At 36.6% G+C, this 21,565-nt stretch carries 18 protein-coding genes and 3 pseudogenes; 18 read left to right on the top strand and 3 right to left on the bottom strand.

What is annotated here, in order from left to right:
- Nucleotides 1-379: 379 nt before the first annotated feature.
- Nucleotides 380-1,096 carry a 3-ketoacyl-ACP reductase gene (locus tag ACFSUL_RS17610; RefSeq protein ID WP_377937203.1) on the bottom strand — a complete coding sequence of 239 codons (717 nt, stop codon included), beginning with the start codon at nucleotides 1,094-1,096 and terminating at the stop codon, nucleotides 380-382.
- 192 nt (nucleotides 1,097-1,288) lie between these two features.
- Between ACFSUL_RS17610 and ACFSUL_RS17605 the strand changes: the two genes are divergently transcribed.
- The 16 genes and pseudogenes from ACFSUL_RS17605 to ACFSUL_RS17530 all read left to right on the top strand — a co-directional run bounded on the left by ACFSUL_RS17605 (nucleotide 1,289) and on the right by ACFSUL_RS17530 (nucleotide 17,781).
- Nucleotides 1,289-2,647, top strand: a complete 1,359-nt coding sequence (locus ACFSUL_RS17605; protein ID WP_377937202.1) for a sigma-54 interaction domain-containing protein — start codon at nucleotides 1,289-1,291, stop codon at nucleotides 2,645-2,647.
- 579 nt (nucleotides 2,648-3,226) lie between these two features.
- Nucleotides 3,227-3,913 (top strand): CoA transferase subunit A, encoded by a 687-nt coding sequence (locus ACFSUL_RS17600; RefSeq protein WP_377937760.1) that lies wholly within the window; start codon nucleotides 3,227-3,229, stop codon nucleotides 3,911-3,913.
- Nucleotides 3,914-3,944: 31 nt separating this feature from the next.
- Complete coding sequence (locus ACFSUL_RS17595; protein ID WP_377937201.1) at nucleotides 3,945-4,619, top strand: 3-oxoacid CoA-transferase subunit B; 675 nt, start codon at nucleotides 3,945-3,947, stop codon at nucleotides 4,617-4,619.
- 25 nt (nucleotides 4,620-4,644) lie between these two features.
- Nucleotides 4,645-5,421, top strand: coding sequence for a 3-hydroxybutyrate dehydrogenase (locus ACFSUL_RS17590; RefSeq protein WP_377937200.1), 777 nt, complete (start codon nucleotides 4,645-4,647; stop codon nucleotides 5,419-5,421).
- A 210-nt stretch (nucleotides 5,422-5,631) separates the two neighbouring features.
- Nucleotides 5,632-6,915, top strand: a complete 1,284-nt coding sequence (locus tag ACFSUL_RS17585; protein ID WP_377937199.1) for a GntP family permease — start codon at nucleotides 5,632-5,634, stop codon at nucleotides 6,913-6,915.
- Between the two features lie 181 nt (nucleotides 6,916-7,096).
- Nucleotides 7,097-8,278, top strand: a complete 1,182-nt coding sequence (locus ACFSUL_RS17580; protein WP_377937198.1) for a hypothetical protein — start codon at nucleotides 7,097-7,099, stop codon at nucleotides 8,276-8,278.
- Nucleotides 8,279-8,293: 15 nt separating this feature from the next.
- Nucleotides 8,294-10,201, top strand: coding sequence for a hypothetical protein (locus ACFSUL_RS17575; RefSeq protein WP_377937197.1), 1,908 nt, complete (start codon nucleotides 8,294-8,296; stop codon nucleotides 10,199-10,201).
- 234 nt (nucleotides 10,202-10,435) lie between these two features.
- Nucleotides 10,436-11,143, top strand: a complete 708-nt coding sequence (locus ACFSUL_RS17570) for a DNA alkylation repair protein (protein WP_377937196.1) — start codon at nucleotides 10,436-10,438, stop codon at nucleotides 11,141-11,143.
- 31 nt (nucleotides 11,144-11,174) lie between these two features.
- A pseudogene (locus tag ACFSUL_RS17565) lies at nucleotides 11,175-11,405 on the top strand (IS607 family transposase); the annotation flags it as partial.
- A pseudogene (locus ACFSUL_RS17560) lies at nucleotides 11,383-12,503 on the top strand (RNA-guided endonuclease InsQ/TnpB family protein). The pseudogenes ACFSUL_RS17565 and ACFSUL_RS17560, both read left to right, overlap by 23 nt.
- 153 nt (nucleotides 12,504-12,656) lie before the next feature.
- Nucleotides 12,657-12,770 (top strand): annotated as a pseudogene (locus tag ACFSUL_RS17555) (VOC family protein); the annotation flags it as partial.
- Nucleotides 12,771-12,912: 142 nt separating this feature from the next.
- The gene (locus ACFSUL_RS17550) at nucleotides 12,913-13,821 is read left to right on the top strand and encodes a DMT family transporter (RefSeq protein WP_377937195.1); all 909 of its coding nucleotides are present in this window, start codon (nucleotides 12,913-12,915) and stop codon (nucleotides 13,819-13,821) included.
- 165 nt (nucleotides 13,822-13,986) lie between these two features.
- Nucleotides 13,987-14,181 (top strand): IDEAL domain-containing protein, encoded by a 195-nt coding sequence (locus tag ACFSUL_RS17545; protein WP_377937194.1) that lies wholly within the window; start codon nucleotides 13,987-13,989, stop codon nucleotides 14,179-14,181.
- A gap of 384 nt (nucleotides 14,182-14,565) precedes the next feature.
- Entirely contained in the window at nucleotides 14,566-15,963 is a 1,398-nt protein-coding gene (locus ACFSUL_RS17540; protein WP_377937193.1) for an aldehyde dehydrogenase, read from the top strand.
- A 150-nt stretch (nucleotides 15,964-16,113) separates the two neighbouring features.
- Nucleotides 16,114-16,764, top strand: coding sequence for an SDR family oxidoreductase (locus ACFSUL_RS17535; RefSeq protein WP_377937192.1), 651 nt, complete (start codon nucleotides 16,114-16,116; stop codon nucleotides 16,762-16,764).
- 288 nt (nucleotides 16,765-17,052) lie between these two features.
- Nucleotides 17,053-17,781, top strand: coding sequence for an FAD-dependent oxidoreductase (locus ACFSUL_RS17530; RefSeq protein WP_377937191.1), 729 nt, complete (start codon nucleotides 17,053-17,055; stop codon nucleotides 17,779-17,781).
- Between the two features lie 243 nt (nucleotides 17,782-18,024).
- Here ACFSUL_RS17530 and ACFSUL_RS17525 read toward each other — a convergent pair whose 3' ends face one another.
- Both ACFSUL_RS17525 and ACFSUL_RS17520 read right to left on the bottom strand, forming a co-directional pair.
- Nucleotides 18,025-18,465: a MarR family winged helix-turn-helix transcriptional regulator gene (locus ACFSUL_RS17525; RefSeq protein WP_377937758.1), complete on the bottom strand. Its 441-nt coding sequence runs from the start codon at nucleotides 18,463-18,465 to the stop codon at nucleotides 18,025-18,027.
- Nucleotides 18,466-18,501: 36 nt separating this feature from the next.
- Nucleotides 18,502-18,978 (bottom strand): glutathione peroxidase, encoded by a 477-nt coding sequence (locus ACFSUL_RS17520; RefSeq protein WP_377937190.1) that lies wholly within the window; start codon nucleotides 18,976-18,978, stop codon nucleotides 18,502-18,504.
- 592 nt (nucleotides 18,979-19,570) lie between these two features.
- On the opposite strand from ACFSUL_RS17520, the gene ACFSUL_RS17515 reads away from it, so the two are divergent.
- Entirely contained in the window at nucleotides 19,571-20,656 is a 1,086-nt protein-coding gene (locus ACFSUL_RS17515; protein WP_377937189.1) for a sensor histidine kinase, read from the top strand.
- A 4-nt stretch (nucleotides 20,657-20,660) separates the two neighbouring features.
- Entirely contained in the window at nucleotides 20,661-21,353 is a 693-nt protein-coding gene (locus tag ACFSUL_RS17510; RefSeq protein WP_377937188.1) for a response regulator transcription factor, read from the top strand.
- Nucleotides 21,354-21,565: the final 212 nt, after the last annotated feature.

Below are 21,565 nucleotides of genomic sequence, written 5' to 3'. Positions count from 1 at the left end.
TTAGCGGATCCTCATTCCGTTATTTGTCTATTTTACCCTTAAATTTCAATGTTTTGGTATTAGTAGCGGAACCAGGATCCGTTTCACCTCTTTTGAAACAGCATTTTTGCCTTTTAGAGGAATGAGAATCCACTTTACAGACGATTTTCTAGACTTAAATTTAGTAACAAAAACGACATAGCAAATACCTCTCTACTAACAACTGTTAGTAATATGTTATCTTGTGTACTATTTATGGTGTTAAAATGGTATAAACATTGATAAACAAACGAAAAATAGCATATCAATCTCTATGCGATTTGATATGCCATTTCGCTTATTAATTCAATTTCTTCTTCATTGGAAGTGAACTATTTATAGCAAAGGTGAAGGTTCTTTATTAAGGATTAGTTGACCATAACCCAGCAGATTTTACTAGCACCCTTGGGTTAAGTTTTAATCCAGATATAAGTAGCTCTGCTAAATCTTCTGCTTGCATAACATTTTCCGTGTTTCCAGAGATGAGGTTGTTTTCATTCGCTAAATCAGTGGCAACTGTACTTGGTGTTAAAGCAGTTACGCGGATATTATGTTTTCTCACTTCTAACATCAGTGATTCTGTTAGTCCTAAAACAGCAAATTTAGATGCACTATAAGCACTTGTAACAGGAGCTCCTTTTTGACCTGCAGTGGAGGAGATATTCACAATATCGCCAGACTTTCTTTCAATCATATCAGGTAGAACAACTCTTGTTACATTATATACACCCATTACGTTCACCTGAATAATCTTTCCCCATTCTTCCGGTGTTAGCTCTAGAAAACCACCAAATTTAGCTATTCCTGCATTATTGACTAAAATATCGATAGCACCTAGATCTGCTTTAATGTGTTCAATAGCCTGTTCAACAGCGTCAAGGTTAGCTACATCTGCTGTTGCAACGGAAACATTTACATCATAATGTGCTAGCTCCGCGCTTACCTTTTCAAGATTAGACATAGATAATCCAACTAGGCCTAGGTTTACTCCTTCTTTTGCTAAAGCGATTGCAGTAGCTTTTCCAATTCCTCTTCCTGCTCCGGTGATTAAAGCCGTTTTTCCTTTTAAAGTAATCATTATTAGTCTTCCTTTCTAGATAAATAATTAGTAACAGATAAAAGACTACAACTTTTCTTTAGGAGAATGCAATTTTTTTGGATGATTTTTTCGTATCGTTTTTCTCTTCATCAACAAATGAAAGCAATGAGACATATTGGTTAAATATAAAAGTAGATTTAATGTTATCCTTTACATTAGGGGGTGCAGGGGATGTTAGCTAATATTTTTAAAGAAGATATACTAGAATCCATCTTTGAAAATATGAATCATTGCATTGTCGTTGTAGACAAAAATGGATTTATTACATACATGAATGAAAGCTATTGCCGGTTTTTAGCTGTTAATAAAAGTGATATAAAAGGGAAACATGTAACAGAAGTCATTGAAAACACGAGGATGCATATTGTTGCGGAGACAGAGGAGATAGAAAACGCTGATTTACAATATATTAGAGGAAACTATATGATTGCCAATCGTATTCCGCTCCGTTCGAATGGACAAGTAGTCGGAGCCCTTGGTATGGTTCTTTTTCGAGATACAAAGGAATGGAAGCAACTAAACAGCCACATTAAAGATCTTTTATCAGAATTAAAACAGTACCGCGAACAATTAAATGGAAATCACCATACGAAATATACGATCCATGATATCGTCGGAAATTCTCAAAAGATAAATCAGTTGAAAGATAAGATGAAAAAAGTTTCTGCCAGTGATGTTTCCGTGCTTATAAGGGGAGAAAGCGGTACAGGAAAAGAACTTATAGCTCAGAGCATACATCACCTTAGTGAACGAAATCATAAACCCTTTATTAAAGTGAATTGTGCGGCGATACCAGAGCATTTATTAGAGTCGGAGCTTTTTGGCTATAAAGAAGGGGCTTTTACTGGAGCAAAAAAAGGTGGAAAATGGGGGAAATTCCAACTCGCAGATGGAGGTACGTTGTTTTTAGATGAAATAGGAGATATGCCATTAAATGCGCAAGTGAAAATTTTACGAGCTTTACAGGAAGGCGAAGTGGAAGCGTTAGGTAGTGTTACATCGCAAAAGGTAGATGTTCGAATTATCGCGGCCACCAATCAGCCTTTAGAAAGTTTAATTGAAAAACAGCAATTTCGAGAAGATTTGTTTTATCGAATTAATGTTGTTCCATTACATGTGCCTCCTTTGAGGGAACGTAAGGAAGATCTGCGGATATTATGTAAATCAATTCTTCATAAAGTGACCAATCGGATTGGAAAACGAGTAGTGGACTTTGCTTCGGGTGTGTATGATTTGTTTACTACGTACACATGGCCAGGCAACATACGAGAGTTAGAGAATGTAATTGAAGCAGCTGTGCATTTAACAAACAGAGAAATAATTGAGAGAGAAGATTTGCCTGAACATATAGATTTTGATCATTCACTTGACCGTCAGACATATAGTTTAAAGGCTGTGGTAGAAAAAACAGAGAAACTAGAATTAGAAAAAGCGTTAGCGAAATGCAACGGGGATAAATTAGAAGCGGCTAAAATGCTTCAAATAGGGAAATCTAGCTTCTATGACAAGCTGAAAAAATATGGTTTATAATATTTCCGTGAAATCGGAAACTCTTTCCGGGAACGCGGAATTCATTATTTTCTGTATATTGTAAGGGTTTGTAAAACAAATAGTTTTACATTTGAGCTCTTTTTCCGCAAAAGTGGAAAAGGGGCTTTTTATATGTTTCTAAAAATAATGATGTAAAAGGTTTTTTTAAAAAAATAAGGCTGTTTTCGTAAAGGTTGTTGCTTTTCAACTATAAACTAAGTTTTACCCACTGAGTTGATTCTCGCTGCGGGCACTTGACTCCTGCGGGAAGAGAGGGAAGTGAGAGACCCCGCAGGCGAAGCTGAGTGTCTAGCTCCAGCGGCTAGCTCGCTGTGAAAAAGATGATTACCCTCTAAAGGCAAAAAGCGCCTTTTGAGGGTAATCCCTATTTTCTTCACGAGCTGACCAAGCCGCTTCCGCTTTTCTAGGAGGCTCTCATTCCTCCCCGAGGAGTCTTGTGCCCGTAGCGGAAATCAACGGGCAGAATTTATGAGTAAAACAATAATCTATGAGAAAACACCAAAAAGTAAAGACTTGGCACAACTTTTGCATATAAGAAGGTGAGGGGAGTGAGAAATGATGAAAAAAATATATACGTCATTTGAAGAGGCAGTTAAGGAAGTAAAAGACGGTTCGACCATAATGGTTGGAGGTTTTGGACTTGTTGGGATTCCTGAAAATTTAATTTTAGCTTTAGTAGAGTCCAACGCAAAACATTTGACGGTTATTTCTAATAATTGTGGAGTGGACGATTGGGGACTTGGCTTGTTACTTCAAAATAAACAAATTGATAAAATGATTGGATCGTATGTAGGGGAAAATAAAGAATTTGAACGTCAAGTATTAACAGGGGAATTAGAGGTGGAGCTAGTACCTCAAGGAACGTTAGCAGAAAGAATTCGTGCAGGCGGTGCGGGAATACCAGCGTTTTATACCCCCGCAGGAGTAGGGACACCGATTGCGGAAGGAGTAGAAGTTCGTAACTTCGATGGGAAAGATTACTTACTGCAAAAAGCATTAAAAGCGGATGTTAGTTTCGTGCGAGCGGCAAAAGGGGATACACATGGAAACCTTATTTACAATAAAACAGCTCGTAACTTCAATCCAATGATGGCTGCTGCCGGTCGTATAACGATTGCGGAAGTAGAAGCGTTAGTGGAACCAACGGAGTTAAATCCTGACCAAATTCATACACCAGGCATTTATGTACAAGGGTTAATTGAAGGACAACAGGAAAAGAGAGTTGAGCGTTTAACTGTTAGATAAACGCATAAAAGTACGATAGGAGGTAATGGAGATGACAAAAAAATTAGATGCAAAAGTGGTTAGAGAACAAATTGCAAAGCGTGCTGCGCATGAAATTGAAAGCGGTTTCTATGTGAACTTAGGAATTGGGATACCTACGTTAGTAGCTAATTTTATTGAACGAGATAAACAAATCGTTCTTCAGTCAGAAAATGGTCTGCTTGGAATAGGAAGATATCCATCAGAAGAAGAGGTGGACCCAGATTTAATTAACGCTGGAAAAGAAACCGTTACAGCGGCACTTGGTGCTTCTTACTGCAGTAGTGCAGAATCTTTCGCCATGATTAGAGGGGAACATTTAGACTTAGCGATTTTAGGTGGAATGGAGGTCTCTGAAACGGGTGATTTAGCAAACTGGATGATTCCTGGAAAAATGGTAAAAGGGATGGGGGGAGCGATGGATATCGTTCACGGAGCGAAAAAAATTGTCATCATTATGGATCATGTAAACAAGTATGGAGAGCCAAAGATTTTGAAAGAATGTACTTTGCCGTTAACAGGTAAAGGAGTTGTTGATCGCATTATAACAGATCGTGCTGTCATCGATGTAGAAGAAGATGGTCTTGTCCTGATAGAAGTAGCAGAAGGGTGGACAGCGGATGAAGTGATGGAATCAACAGGTGCTGCGCTCAAGATAAGTAAGAATCTTTTAACAGTAGCAAGATAAAAAATATTCGGAGAGGGGAATGAAGATGGTAGAAAATAAAATTGTTTTTATTACAGGTGCGGCAAGTGGAATTGGTTATGAAATGGGAGTAGAGTTTGCGAAAAATGGGGCAAAAGTCGTTTTAAGTGATATTAATGAAGAAAAAGTCAATGAAGTGACCAAACAATTAAACGCTGACGGGTATGAGTGTTTCGGAGTGAAGTGCGATGTAACGCGAGAAGATGAAATTAAGTACGCAATAGATAAAACGGTCGGGAAGTACGGTCGTCTTGATGTTTTAATTAACAACGCAGGTTTACAGTATGTTTCGGCTGTTGAAGAATTTCCAACAGAAAAGTTCGAACTTATTACAAAAATAATGCTTGTCGCGCCATTTATTGCAACAAAGCATGTTTTCCCTATCATGAAAAAACAAGGCGGCGGACGCATTATTAATATGGCTTCGATTAATGGTCTTATCGGGTTTGCTGGAAAATCAGCCTATAACAGTTCAAAACACGGTGTTATTGGACTAACAAAAGTAACCGCTTTAGAAGGCGCAGAACATGGCATTACAGTCAACGCAGTTTGCCCAGGGTATGTAGACACACCGCTAGTCCGGAATCAGCTTGAAGATTTAGCGAAAAATCGCAACGTTCCATTTGAAAAAGTAATTGAAGAAGTTATTTATCCATTGGTTCCCCAAAAACGTTTACTATCTGTTCAGGAGATAGCAGATTATACGTTGTTTTTAGCTAGTGATAAAGCAAAAGGTGTTACAGGTCAAGCGGTAGTTATTGATGGCGGATATACAACGCAATAACAGCAGAGAAATAGAGAGGTAGAATGCCATTTAGTAATTTTGTAGAGTGAAAGTCATTCACTCTACAAAATGAGAAGGTGCCTTAAGTAGGGGCAATCAAACGAAGAAGTAGTTTATCCCGTATTAACGGGCAGTAGAACGTCAGTAGGGGATGGGAGAAAAAACTGCTTGAAGTTTTACTTTATTGTTTTTTCATAGGAGGGGAAGACGATGTTTGGAATTTTACTTGGTCTTATCGTTTTAATGGTACTTGCCTACATAGGCTGGTCCATTATATGGGTAGCACCGATTGCCGCTGGTGTAGTTGCTATTACAGGTGGTTTAGATCTTTTGGATGCCTATAAAGATACGTATATGGGTGGATTTGTCGACTTCGCTAAATCATGGTTCCCTGTATTTATGCTCGGTGCGATCTTCGGTAAATTAATGGAAGATACAGGGATGGCTAAATCTGTTGCTGTCGCTTTAACAAAGGTAATGGGGACAAAGCGTGCTATTTTAGGCGTTTTATTGTCTTGTGCTGTATTAACGTATGGGGGAGTTAGTTTATTCGTTGTTGTCTTTGCGGTTTATCCATTAGCTCTTTCTTTATTCCGCGAAGCAAATATTAGTAGAAGGTTAATACCGGCCACAGTCGCATTAGGGTCGTTTACATTTACAATGACTGCACTACCTGGAACACCACAAATTCAAAACCTTATCCCGATGGATTACTTTAAAACAGATGCAATGGCAGCACCCGTGATGGGAATTATTGCGGCTATTATTATGGGGGTAGGCGGATACTTCTATTTAATTTTCCGAGAAAAACAACTTGCAAACAATGGGAATGTCTTCACAGAACCGAAAGATAATAAAATTGCCGAAATAGAAGGGAAAACGCCACATTTTATCTTGTCATTATTACCTCTATTGGCTGTTTTAATTACGTTAAATGTCTTTGATTGGGACGTTATAACGGCTTTAATTGCTGGAATTATTCTTATTATGTTATTAAATATTACGAAGTTTAAAGCATTTATAAAAGCAATTAACGGTGGTGCAAGTGGGTCTGTGACGGCAATTATTAATACGAGCGCCGCGGTTGGGTTTGGTACTGTTGTAAAAGCCGTACCAGGCTTTGAACGTCTTACGGAATTACTGATGGGGATTAAAGGAAACCCGTTAATTTCCGAAGCAGTTGCTGTAAATATCCTTGCTGGAGCAACAGGATCTGCATCAGGTGGTATGGGAATTGCTTTAGAAGCACTCGGTTCGAAATATTACGAAATTGCAAATCAAACAGGTATAAGTCCAGAAGCGTTCCACCGAATTGCATCACTTTCATCAGGTGGACTCGACGCATTGCCTCACAACGGTGCGGTTTTAACATTATTTGCAATCACTGGCATGACACATAAAGATAGTTATCGCGATATTTTTGTTGTAGCGGTATTAATACCTGTTATTTCAGTAGCATTCCTTATTTTGTTATCTTCACTAGGTTTAGTGTAAGAAGTAAAAAGGTGTCCCACAAATTCAATGTGGGGCATTTTAGAAAAGGAGGGACGGTTCTTTCGCTTCAATGAAGCAAGAGAACCGTCCCTTTCGTATTTTAAAAAAATTCTATAATTACACTAACTCAAACTATATAATTAGATGGTAGTCTAGTTAAATTTGTCTAGAGGGGATTGTCATGCGAAAATATGATGAATTAAAAAAGAAAAAGCAAGAGGCTATCTCAGATTTGAAAATTAAATCTAATAACATTGAAAAGCTTGGTAAAGAGTCTCAAAGAGTAGCAGAAATAAGTAAGAACGTAACTATCATTATTGGTGATCTGGATCGGAATTTTGAACAAGCGACAAGATTAGAAGGAATAGATATTACATTTTTGTTCTTTGCTACGGCACTTCAATGTGTCCGACAATACATAATCGGAACTATTACCCAAAGAACGGATGATAAAACAGCTGCAGAGAAAACGAAGGGAAGTGTAAAAGAGCATTCTGATAGATCCCACCAATTATATAAGCCAACTTTAGACGAGATTTTAACAAATCCGGTTCCTTTTGATGCTATTTTTGGTAGTAAAGATTTTGATTTAGGAATAGGTGGTGGGTTTACACACAGGGCTAAAACGTTGGGGCATGACCCGATATTAGGGTGGATTTTTGGAACAATGAACATCGCGACTAGTACAATGACAGTTGCTGAATTGGGGATTCCTAGGTCCTTCCATATTAAGACAGGGCATACAGCTCGTGGTGATGCTCGAGATAAAATACATAGTAGAGCCGATACGCTTAAAATTTTCTCCTATTCAAAAAGTAAACTAATGGATGAAGGGATAAAGGGAAAAGAAATAATTGGTGCATCTTTGTTAAAGGAAGTAGCACACTTGAAATCTGACTTGTATTCCACTGCAAGTCTACCATTGCCTTTTATTTCTTCTTTTTCAGTAGAGTTTGCACGTAAACTAGCTAATTATGGTTTTGATATGGGAAATACCATGAAAGTAGGGAAGCAAGCTGGATATGCGGTATTAATAAATTCACTTATAGCTATGATTCATGGGTTATTTTATGATGAAAGTAAACATAGCAGTTGGAATATGTATTCTGTTAAAACGAGAAGAATACTGAGCTACTCCAATGTAATAGCTTCAGCAAGTAATGTGATTGCTACTGCTGTTGCTTCTGGAGTAGGGGTCTTTGCTGAAAACCCAGATATGGTGAAAAAGTCACTGAATTATTTGGATATTGGCGGAATAATGGTTACCATTTACCGAATGGTCAATGACCATAAATTTATTAAAGCAGTTAAGCAAGAGTTTATAGAGCAGGAATTTTACCATATCGTTATGGGGAGAAGTTAATTGGGAGGGCTAGATATGTCAAAAAAAGATTTTTATAAAGGAATGGAAGCAGCAGCAAAACCATTTGAAGAGAAGTTTCAAAAACAGTCTGAAGCTTTTAAAGAAGTGGCCCAATCTATCCATGATAAGCTTGATGACTTTAGTTTTACAACCGATCAAATTATGGAAGAACTAAACGCAATGGAAAAGAAACGTCTGTATGACTTGAATACGATAATAGATATCGCCAAATTAGGTAATGATGAGAAAGAGCTTCTAATGGCTATTTTATATACGTTAGCCGATATGACTGATTATGTCACAGAATATCAGCAGGCGTTTTTAAGATCAGTAAAAAGTTATCTTCAGGTCATAGGTGGGCAAACATCTATTAATCTATCAGTCATTGAGAATATTGAAAACCTTAATGACCAAAAGGCTATTCTTCAGACAGTTATGGAATTTCTTTTTCTTGAAAATGCTAGTCATGGGTATATGGATGAATATAGTGACTTGATGGACTATTTTAGTGTGAACAAAAAAGGCGTAAGAGAGATTCAGGAATGTATTGATAAAATCTATAAAGCAACCGGTCTAGAAGGTATTGCGGAAAACTATGGATATGTACCAGAAGAGCCAGTTCAGCATGCTACTAATGATTTTCTTGGTGGTGAACAAAGGGATTATTCTGGTTTTTCAACTGTTAAAATTTCTGAAGGTTTGGTAGTCCATTCAGGTGAAGTAAAAACCTTTGAAAATCTTAATCTTTTTTTTGAAGAATGCATAACAGTTAATGAAGGTGGCAAGTTAATCGTTAATAATTGTACGATAAAAACGAAAAGAACCTTAGATACAGCCATTTTATCAAATAGTGGGGAGGTCGTTATTTCGGGATGTGTCATGGACTATTTTGGGTTGGACGATAAGCAATTTTTCACGGCGAAAAACGCTAAGTTATTAATTGAGAATACCGAATTAGTAGATTGTCATCGATTGCTAAGTAATACAACGGAGGATACAATTATTGAATTTAGTCATTGTGTAAGCAGTAGTCTAGGAATTCAGGTAACATCAGACATGGAGAGGAACATGTTAAAATTAACGGATTGTGATTTTAGTTCATCGAATGATGGCAGCGGAGAGTTTTATGAAAATCGTCAATGTGCATTTTCAGCGCCGAATCTAGTAACGAGAAATTGTCAGTTTTCTAATTTTCAATATGGAGTTTTTGATATTCCTAGTTTAATTACCTTTTTTAATTTAAATCCAAATGACATGGATTCGATTGATTTGATTGAGATTACTGGGTCAAGTTTTATAAACTGCAACGGGGTCATTTATGAAAATGGAGGAGCCAAGGAAATCTTAATAGCAGATTGTCACTTTGAAAATTGTGTAGATGTTTTTACGGGAGAGGGGTTTGAAGAAAACTATGCAGTAAAGTTTATCGACTGTAGATTAGAAAATTGCAAAGGATTGTTAAGTAATGCAGTAAGACCATTTTATATGAAGAACACTACGATTAACGAAGGCTTTATGCTTCTTCAAACGAGAGAGCAAGTAACAATGGAAAACTGTATATTAAGTAATTGGAATTTGGAAAAGGCTATTGCGTATCTACATCATTATAATTATTCCGTTTCACTACCAATAGAGGTTGGGAAAAATAGTCTATTTAAAGAGTGTATATTTAAAAATATTAATTTAGAGGGTAGCAATTGGGGACTTTCAAACTACTTTATTGGTGGGAATAGTAATGGCGCGACCATTCTTGCAGAGTCTTGTGAATTTGAAAATATCTCCTCATATGAAGAAATTTTTAGGGAGGTTGAAAATTATACTTTATATACTGGAACCTTCATCGTAAGAGGAAAGAAAAAAACTGCTTATACACAAGTAGAAATTAAAAATTGTAAAGGTCTTTCAGATAAAGTGCATTATTGAAACAGAAGGGTGATTCTGTCTTTTTTTTAATTAAGGGAATGGGAGAACCGTGTATTTCTTTTTACTTTCTAAGGTTTTCCTTTCAGCTTCTGTGAATAAATATTTTCATAGTTTTAGAGAATTTACCATTATTAAGCTTAAATGATATGCTGTGAATAGACAAATACCGTTTATAGAATGTATAGAATCATTGCTTTTATAAAAAATGAATGCTGGATAAAGGATGGTAAATAAATGACGTATGAAGAAATAATGCAAAAGCTTGAAGAATTAGGATCAGAACAAACGAAGCAAATTTATATGAACCACGGGGTGAGAGAACCTTATTTTGGGGTGAAGATTGGGGATTTAAAGAAACTTGTTAAGTATGTGAAGAAAAACCATGAGTTAGCATTAACCTTATTTGATTCAGGGAATCATGATGCAATGTATTTGGCAGGTCTCTCTGTGAATCCAAAGCTACTCTCAAAGGAGACTCTACAAGCGTGGAGCAACCAAGCATATTGGTACATGGTAGCAGAATATACAGTGGCTCAGGTAGCCGCCGAAAGCAATTATGCCTTGGAATTGGCGAGGGAGTGGATGGAATCTGCGGACGAAATGGTAGCGGTTTGCGGCTGGAGCACGTATTCGAATTATTTATCCATCACTCCGGACGAAAAGTTGGATATTGCTGAAATCAAGAATTTGTTGGTCCAAGTGAAAAATATGATCCATGATGAACGCAATCGGGTACGGTATGTAATGAATGGATTTGTGGTATCTGTAGGTACGTATGTACCAGAACTAACGGAAGAAGCCAAACAAGTAGCAGATTTGATTGGAAAAGTACATGTAGATGTAGGGAATACTGCTTGTAAGGTTCCCCTTGCGACAGAGTATATTAAGAAAGTGGAAGCGAAGAATCGAGTTGGTATGAAGCGAAAGACGTGTATTTGCTGAACAATCTAGTAAAAGACAACCATAACGAAAAAAGGATAGGTTGGTTCGATTTGGTTTTGAATTCATCGAAAACTTATGCGGGAAATTTGGTACTGAACTAGAAATTATTGATCATACGGAGAAAACAGAAGAACAAGAACTTGTAGAAGATTTAATTCAGATTGTTACTGTTTTTAGTTGTAGACTGCAAGGAAAACGCGCTAACCAAGCTAAGAAGATGATTAAGGAGCTGGTAGAGAATGATACTGGCGAAAAAAGTTAGGTTAAAGCCAACTAAAGAACAAGAACACCAGTTATGGAAATCTGTTGGAACAGCTAGGTGGGCATATAACTGGACATTAACTAGACAACAAGAAAACTATAAAAACGGTGGAAAATTCCTATCGAACAACGACTTAAGAAAAGAAATCACACAATTAAAGCAAAAAGATGATTTCAAATGGCTATCAAGCGTATCGAATAATGTTGCCAAACAAGCCGTAAAGGATGCTTGTGACGCATACCAAAAGTTTTTCAAAGGGCAATCTAAATTTCCTCAATTCAAAAGCAGAAGGAAATCAAAGGCATCTTTCTACAATGATACTTTGAAATTAAAAGTAAAGAAGAATCTTGTCCTAATTGAAAAAGTGGGATGGGTAAAAACAAGTGAACAAATCCCAATGAATGTCAAGTATACCAACCACGAATTAGTTTCGATAAGAAATACTGGTATATCTCAGTAGGGGGCGAAGAAGAGTTTGAACAACTTGAATTAACAAATGAAGTTGTCGGAATTGACGTAGGTATTAAAGAGTTAGCTGTATGTTCAAACGGTCAAACATTTAAAAATATCAACAAAACAAAAGAGATAAGGAAAATAGAGAAACGCTTGCGTAGGTTGCAACGAAAGCTTTCTCGTAAATATGAAATGAACAAGGAGGGAGAATCGTTCGTCAAAACAAGCAACATTATAAAACTCGAAAAAGAAATACAACATCTACACAGACGATTAACAAATATTCGAACCAATCACATTCATCAAACGACCAATGCTATTGTGAAAACCAAGCCTAGCAAAGTGGTGATGGAAGACCTGAATGTGAGTGGAATGATGAAAAATCGTCATTTATCCAAAGCAATTGCGAAGCAGAAGCTATATGAATTCATCCGCCAAATGAAGTATAAATGTGAGAAATATGGTATTGAATTTAAGCAAGTAGATCGTTTTTATCCGTCATCTAAAATATGTTCATCGTGTGGAACGTTGAAGAAAGACTTAACCCTTTCTGACCGTACTTATTCATGCGAATGTGGACTAAAAATGAATAGAGACTTAAACGCGTCGATTAATCTTGCCAACTTCGGGAAATTAACAGTCTAGTCACCTAAAAGACACTGTTAATGTGTAGGATTCGTTGTATCCGAATTTACGCTTGCAGACTGTCATAGCAAACGAAAGTAGCTCCGGCAAAATCGGACAGGTAGAAGCAAGAAACAAACAAAATTTTATAGAGTTTTATAAGATTTTGGCAACGGAAAGGTCGCATTACCAAAATATGCGCTGCCTGGAATGGCGTGGCAGGGATACTATATTGATACGGAAGGCAATATTTTTGGTATCCATCAACCCGATGAGCATGCAAAATAGAATCTATGCTAGATGGATAAAAATAGGGAAATACCAAAACAGGAAAGGATGATTCTCTTGCCTCTTAATGAAGCAAGAGAACCGTCCCTGCTGTGTTTAAACTAGTAGACTCTGATAGAGAAAAGGTGGTGAGTTTGAAAAGGTGAATCCAATGTTATACAGCGCGTTAGTTATTCTTACCACGTTTCTCATGGGATCATCTTTTGCTGTGGGGAAAATTGGTCTAACTTATATATCGCCTCTCTTGCTAGTAGGTATTCGGTTTACTGTAGCAGGAATAATTATGGCCCTACTTCTATTGGGCAGTAAGAAGCCTCTTCCTAGACTACCAATTGATTGGGCTAGAATAGTTATTATTGGTGTTTTTCAAACCACTGGCGTAATGGGCTGCATATTCCTAAGTTTAAGAACTATCACAGCTGGAGAATCGTCGATTTTAACATTTAGTAATCCGTTACTAGTTGTTATTATTGGAACGCTCTTCCTCAAGATAAAATATCAAATTTTTCATTGGGTAGGGGTTATTATAGGATTTATTGGAGTATTTATTACGTTAGGGTTTCATATCCAATTAAGTATAGGGACTGTATTTGGACTTGGAGCAGCAATTTCGTGGTCCATTGCCACCATTTTAATAAAAAAATGGGGAAGCCGGTTTAATATATGGGTGTTAACTGCCTATCAGATGCTTTTTGGTGGTTTACTTCTGTTGTTAATGGGGGTAACGATGGAAACGCCGAAGTTGGTTGTTAACCTGACATCTGTTTCTATCGTCATGTGGCTTGCGATTATGGCTTCTATTATCCAATTTGCCATATGGTTTTATTTGTTGAATCAAGGTGACCCTGGTAAGACGAGTGCTTTCCTCTTTTTGGCTCCCTTTTTTGGCGTTTTATCGGGATGGGTGTTATTAGAGGAAGTGGTTGAATGGTATGTGTATGCAGGGGGATCTCTCATTTTTATTGGCATTTTCCTAGTCAATTGGACATTTTCAGCGAAAGGTATTTTGCAAAGGGAAAATGAAGTTGAAAGTAAGGAATTCGGAAAATAAAAGCTTGTGAGTTAATTAAAGTAGCAGTAGCTCATCCTTGTCCACACGAAGATATACACAGATGACCTATTATGTTTTTCCTTGTATTAAATTACCACTTATAATATTTTGAATTAACTGATAACTTATAGTATAATGGACAAAAGGTCAGGGAGTTGATTTCTTATGAAAAAGAATTTGCTTCATTTGCCACAACCAAAGGTAAATATCATGGATTCTCTATTTGCTGAAATGTTGTTAGACAAGGCATTGCTTGATTTCCAAAAGGAGAAACTTCAACAAAAAATTGACCAGTCCTTACGAGAAAAAAACAAAAGTGAATTTTTACGATTAACAGAGGAATTAATAAAGCTTTCGTGAAAATAACGTTGCATAAGGAGTTAGTTTAAAAGAAATTTGATTTCATATTTATAGTTAAAAGATATAAAAAGCAAAGAACCCCAATTTAATTATTTTAAATTGGGGTTCTTTGTTTTATAAATACATAAAATAAATTACAGTTTACATTCCCAAAATAATTGATATTGAGCAGGAGGAGTGAAAGTAGTTTGAAAAGTTTTCTGCATAAAGCAATCAATGAAGTTCTACTGTAGGTAGAGACTAACCGGAGCAGAAATTTTATTGTATCGATGATTTAGCTATATAATGGGTATAGACAACCTTTTGGTGAAAGTAAAAATAGTTGTTACTAAATTAAATAGTACCTCAAAGGATATAGAAAATTTGTTAAGGGGAATTTAAACTATGATAGAAGTTGAACTAAAACCGGAAAATGTTGCTGCTATTCTAAAGGAACATAACCATTTTTTTCATACAAATGAAACGAAGGATGTCAATTTTCGTTTGCAGCAATTGCAAAAATTAAGAGAAGGAATAAAGAAGTACGAATCCAAAATTATAGCTGCGCTTGAAAAGGATTTAGGAAAACATCCATTTGAATCCTATACAACGGAAGTCGGATTTACGTTAAATAGTATTACACATACGATGAAGCGATTAAAAAAATGGACAAAGCCGAAAAAGGTGGATACACCGATTGTCTTATTTCCGTCCAAAAGTAAGATAATGTATGAGCCTTATGGAACCGTCTTAATTATTGGCCCATTTAATTACCCGTTCCAGCTGCTAATTGAACCGCTTATTGGTGCGATTGCAGCAGGAAACTGTGCCGTTCTGAAGCCTTCAGAATTGGTTCCAACTGTCTCTGCTATTGTGACAGAAATGATAGAAAACATTTTTGAAAAATCTTATATACGTTCGGTTCAGGGGGGAATTGAGACGAACAGCTCCTTAATTAATGCGCCTTTTGATTATATTTTCTTCACAGGTAGTGTTTCTGTCGGGAAGATTGTTATGGAGGCGGCCGCAAAGAATTTGGTTCCTGTTACACTTGAACTTGGTGGAAAAAGCCCTGTCATTGTAGATAAAAGTGCCGATATAAAAGCTGCCGCTGAACGAATTATCTGGGGAAAAACAGTAAATTCTGGACAAACCTGCGTGGCGCCGGATTATGTGATGGTCGACGAGGCAGTGAAAAAGGAACTGATGAAGGAAATGATGCAAACCCTTCAGCGCTTTTTTGGATCCCCAATTAATCAGAGCAAGGATTTCGGTCGTATTGTAAATGAGCGGCATTTTACTCGATTAAAAACTATCCTTGAAAAAGATAAGAAACAAGTTATTTTCGGTGGAGGGACGAACTCGAATACTCGATTTATTGAGCCAACGTTAATAGAAGCTACTTGGAATTCAGCATCAATGGAGGATGAAATTTTCGGCCCATTACTTCCGATTATAACGTACAGGGACTTAGAAGAAGCGATTAAATCCATTAAAAAGTTTGCTAAACCATTGGCGCTTTATCTTTTTACAGCAAACAAGCAGGTGGAAGAGAGAGTACTTTCGGAAATTTCCTCAGGTGGAGTATGTATTAATAATACCTTAACGCATCTAGGAAACCCTAATCTGCCATTTGGCGGGGTCGGCAACTCTGGAATGGGAGCTTACCATGGTCATCATAGCTTTACTACTTTTTCACATGAAAAGAGCATCCTTAAAACTAGTACAAAAGTTAATGTACGGATGCTATTCCCTCCTTTCAATGATAAAAACTTACGATTGGTGCGGAAATATTTGAAGTAGATTTTTCTTGGAATTTAGGAAATAAAGAGACGGGCATAATGCAGAAATCTAGACAATGCCTTTCTTATCGATTTAAGATAAAGGATAAGAAATCCCATAATAGTTAGGTTAAAAGGTCTTATTTCATTTACGTTAGAAAGGATGAAGAAAATGAAAATTCTTGTAGTAGGCGCTAATGGACAAATTGGAAAGCATCTTGTTTCATTTATTCAAGAGAGTGATGGACTACAAGCAAAAGCAATGATCCGTAACGAAGAGCAAGCCCCCTTTTTTGAAAACTTGGGTGCAGAAACCGTAGTAGTGGATTTAGAACAGGACATTGACTCAATTGCAAAAGCTGCTGAGGGAGTCGACGCAATTGTATTCACAGCAGGTTCTGGCCCGCACACAGGGAAAGATAAAACCATTATGATAGATTTGGACGGTGCTGTTAAAACGGTTGAGGCAGCTAAAGTTGCTGGCGTGAAGCGGTTTGTCATGATTAGTTCATTTGACACAAGACGTGAAGCAATTCAAGCCTCTCCTTCTTCCTTTGCACCATATGTTGCCGCAAAGCATTATGCGGATGAGTGGTTAAGGTCGACTAATTTGGATTATACGATTATACATCCTGGATTGCTAACAAATGATAAAGGAACTGGTCTAGTGAAGATAGGGGCTGAAGTGGAAAGAGGAGAGATTCCAAGAGAAGATGTAGCAAGTGTGATCGTTGCCAGCTTGGAAAACGAGACAACGATTGGAAAAGAATTTCAAGTAGTCAGTGGAACGAAAACGATTAAGGAAGCAATAAATTCAATCTAAGTGAAAAGCAGTTTTTGCTGCTAGATCTTGATTTAACTAGAAGACAATTTGCCAACAAGGTGAATTGTCTTTTTTTGCGCCCTAATTGGGGGCTTTAAATAGGGCGATTTGTTCCTGTCCTCCTATGCGCCATGCTTAAAAACAAAGGAACGATTATAACTGATAAAAATCACTGTGAGTTCTGGATACATATTACACATTAAGGTTGTAAAGTATATAAAAAAAGAAACGTTAACTGAAATGTCCAGTTTCTGAAAGGGCACTTCTTGCAGAGGAAAGGAGCAACTAATGGGGTCTTATAAACCAAAATACAAAGCAAGGTTACGGAAAAAGGAAAAAATAGCGAACGACACAATGGCTTTTTACTGGGAGAAGCCAGAGAATTTTACATTTAAAGCCGGACAATATTGTGATATGACCTTAATTAAACCGAAAATGACAGACGAGGAAGAGAAAGAGCGTGCCTTATCAGTAGCATCTGCACCGTATGAAGAAAATATTATGACAGCTACTCGCATGTCGGATTCGACTTTTAAACAGGTGTTGAAAGATTTTGAGGTTGGTACAGAAGTAAAATTTGATGAGCCTCGTGGCGAATTTACTTTGCACACAAGGGAAACAACGCCAGCCGTATTTATCATCGGTGGTATTGGTATCACGCCGGTGCGGAGCATCATTGCTCAGGCTACACATGACCAACTTCCTCACAAACTTACCCTATTATATGCAAACAAAACACCCGAAGATGCGGCATTCATGACCGACTTAAAGGGATTTGCGGAAAAGAATCCCAACTTTTCGTTTGTGCCCGTAATGACTCATGCTAATCCCAGCGGGTGGAGTGGAGAAAGCGGTTTGATTGATGCTGATATGATCAAGAGATATGTTTCAGATAGTAGCGCACCGATTTACTATCTATGTGGTCCTCCTGGTATGGTTAAAGATATGCGTAAAATACTCATGGAGATTGGAGCAGACGAAGACAACATCCGGGCAGAAGAATTTAAGGGTTATTAAATATTCGTGATAAATTCCGAACCAAAAGGATAGTTTGAGACTGCTGAAAAAGTAACGCTTTTTGAAAGCACGGAATTTTTATTAATATATAGAAAAGCAAAGAAGCCAACCATGCGGTAGTCGTTGGCTTCTTTTTCTCTATGAATGGACTTTTTCAGTGGTCTTGGATAGTTCTCTTGCTTCCTTGAAGCATATCGTTTCTCTTCAAAAAAGCAGGAGAATTTTCCTTTCCTTTACCCCACTTTATTTTTTCCCTTTTCTTAACTTATGACGTAACTGATTCAACTGCTTTAATAACTGTTCATATTCATCTAGTTCAATGTTGCAGGCTAAAATCTCTTCGCTGACCTTTTGGGTGATAATCTGTTTTTGCTCGTTGGCTTTTTTTAGCAAGTGAACATGAACTTTTCTTTCATCTTCTTTTGATCTTTCTTTTCGGAGCCACCCGTTTGCTTCCATGCGAGAGATCATTGGTGTTAATGTTCCTGTTCCCAAATTTAACGTCTCTCCAATTTGTTTTACGGTTATATCATCATTTTCCCATAGTACTAATAATACAAGGTATTGAGGATACGTTAACCCAAATGGACGTAGTGTTTTTGTATATAATTTCGTGAATTCACTTGATGTTTCATAAATGGCAAAGCATAATTGTTTTTCTAGTGTCATAAAGTCTTTCATCATTTTCACCTTTCATACTCTCAAGCGCTAATTGGATAACTACAATAATTGTAATAAATCTTTTTCTATTTTACTAGGGTCGACATTTGGTCCATAGCGCTCTACTACATTGCCTTCTCTGTCTATCAGGAATTTTGTGAAATTCCATTTAATATTTTTTATTAGTGTGCCTTTTTTCTGATCTTTTAAAAATGAGAATAAGGGATCAGCATTTTTTCCATTTACATCAATTTTAGCAAAGATAGGGAAGGTAACCCCATAATTTAGTTGACAAAACTCGGTTGTTTCTTCAATATTTTCAAACTCCTGGTTGTTAAATTGATCGCATGGAAAGCCGAGAATTTCAAGTCCTTGTTCTTTATGCGCCTCATATAATGACTGAAGTCCTTTGAATTGAGGAGTTAATCCGCATTTGCTTGCTGTATTGACAATAATTAATGGTTTTCCTTCGTATTCCTTTAATGATTTTGGCTCTCCGTTTGTCATCTTTACAGTAAAATCATACACCTTCGTCATTATTGATTCCTCCTAGGTAAACTCGATGAATTAAATCGTTGGCGATTTAATCTCACACGATTTATATTATCATAGGTAATAATAGATATCAATTTATATTGATTATGGTTACTATTTCTCCCCAACTTGTAAATAGAATAGATGACCTATCGCTTGGGAACGAGCATTTTCTTCAGTTAAGAAATTTTTAAGAATTAGTTTAGATTACTATAAGAAATGGTGTGTAGTGTATATAGGGAAGCTAGTTAGGACTAAGCAAATGTAGAAAACGACGAATATTCATCTGTTGAAAATAGCTACTATTTCAACAGGTGAATATTAGAATAAAATCATCTGTTGAATAATAAAAGTAACATATTTACAAAAACATCCTTATTAAAACAGGAAAACATTCAACTTAGGGACTAGGTAAGGGAGAATTAATTTTCAACAATTAGGATGAAAACATCAACCTGCATACGAGGAAGCTGAACAATAAAAGGGTATTTCAAAAAATAGACGATAAAGGCTTTTGATTGTCTTTTTTTCTGCATAGCATGAGTGGCAATCATTATAGTAAAATACGAAGTAAACATAAAATTAGGTGGTTAACATGTCAATCAAGAAACGGTTAGTTCTTTCGAATATAGCAATGATTATTATTCCGATGGTTAGTTTCTTAATAATAGAAATGATTGTAGGTTATTTATTATTTGTTGTATTTAATGGTAGTCCGCAAGGGGATGACTTAAAATGGTTTATTGGCTTTCGATTCATTGCGATAGCATTCATACTAGTAATAACAAATGGGTTACTAACTTATTATGTATCTAAAAGTATTCTCAAACCTATTACGAAGTTAACAAATGCAGCAAAGGAAATAAGGGATGGGAATTTAGATTTTAGTGTAGAATCAAGTAAGAAGGATGAATTAGGACAGCTTTCCAACACGTTTGAGATGATGCGATTGAAATTAAAGGAAGCGCAAAAAGCTCAAGCACGTTATGAACAAAATCGTAAAGAGCTTATTGCCAGCATTTCTCATGATCTGAAAACACCATTGACATCGATTAAAGGCTATGTAAAAGGTATTCAGGATGGAGTGGCAAACACACCAGAAAAGGTAGACCGTTATGTAAATACGATTTATAACAAGGCTAATGATATGGATGCATTAATCGATGAGCTATTTTTATATTCCAAATTGGAACTAGAAAGAGTCCCTTTAAGGTTAGAAAAAGTTGACCTGAAAGTTTTTTTTGATGACTTTATTGAAGAAATGGAGTTTACACTGGAAAAGGATGGCGGATCTGCAACACTTGATGCTAATCCCAATCAACGTTATGTCGTAAAAGCAGATCGAGAGCAAATAAAGCGTGTTGTAACAAACATCATCCAAAATAGCTTGAAGTATATGGATAAAAATCAAAAGAACATTAGTGTTCAGCTAACAGCCAATGTTCATGATGTTGTTGTGGAAATAAAGGATAATGGAAGTGGTATAAGTAAACAAGACCTCCCACTGATTTTCGAGAGTTTCTATCGTACAGATACTTCAAGAAATTCTGCAACAGGTGGAAGTGGCCTCGGATTATCCATTGTGAAGAAAATTATTGAAGCACATGGTGGAAGCATTTGGGCTGAAAGCGAATTAGGAGAAGGTACTAGTATTTCTTTTAAACTAAAGAAGGTGTCATAAATATATGCAACGGATTTTAATTATTGAGGATGAAGAAAGTATTGCTGAATTACAGCGAGATTATTTAGAAGTAAATGGATTTGCTAGTGACATTGCAATTTCAGGAGAGGAAGGATTAAAGCGAGCAGAAACAAATGATTATGATTTAATATTACTCGATTTAATGCTTCCAGGGGTAGACGGTTTTGAGTTGTGTAGGCAACTTCGCAAATCATTAGATATACCTATCTTGATGGTTACTGCAAGAAAAGAAGATATTGATAAAATTCGCGGCTTTGATCGAGGGGCAGATGACTATATTGAAAAACCATTTAACCCGAATGAACTTGTCGCTCGAGTAAAGGCTCATTTAGCAAGGTATGAAAGATTAGTTAATCGTTCGAGCAAAACTAATGATATCCATGTAAAAGGCCTACACATTGACATGAATGCACGAAGAGTATACTTGGCGGGTGAGGAGAAAGTATTAACAGCAAAAGAGTTTGATTTGCTAGTACACTTAGCATCTAATCCGGACCGAGTGTTTACTAAGGAACAATTATTTGAACGTATCTGGGGCTTTGATTCGATGGGGGATATTAGCACTATTACTGTTCATATACGTAAGATTAGGGAGAAAATAGAGGAAAATCCATCAAATCCAACATTTATTGAAACGATTTGGGGAGTAGGCTATCGTTTTATTAAAAAGAATTAGTGATTAGAATGAAAAGCTCCTGCATCGATCTGTGCAGGAGCTTTAGTATGTTTGGAGCTCTGATCTGATTTAAATAATAAAATATCTCCTAAGCAAAGACGAAGCCCCCGATTAAACGAATAAACACTCTAGAGATTTTTACTAGTCTCTTTTCTAAAAAAAATAGTTCTTGCACAGATGATCATTATATGCTAATTTATATGTGTAAACGG

Source organism: Bacillus seohaeanensis, assembly GCF_042684945.1.
Lineage (GTDB): Bacteria > Bacillota > Bacilli > Bacillales > Bacillaceae_B > Rossellomorea > Rossellomorea seohaeanensis.
The sequence above is the reverse complement of the archived record's forward strand: the minus strand, read 5'-3'. Positions and strand labels throughout refer to the sequence as shown.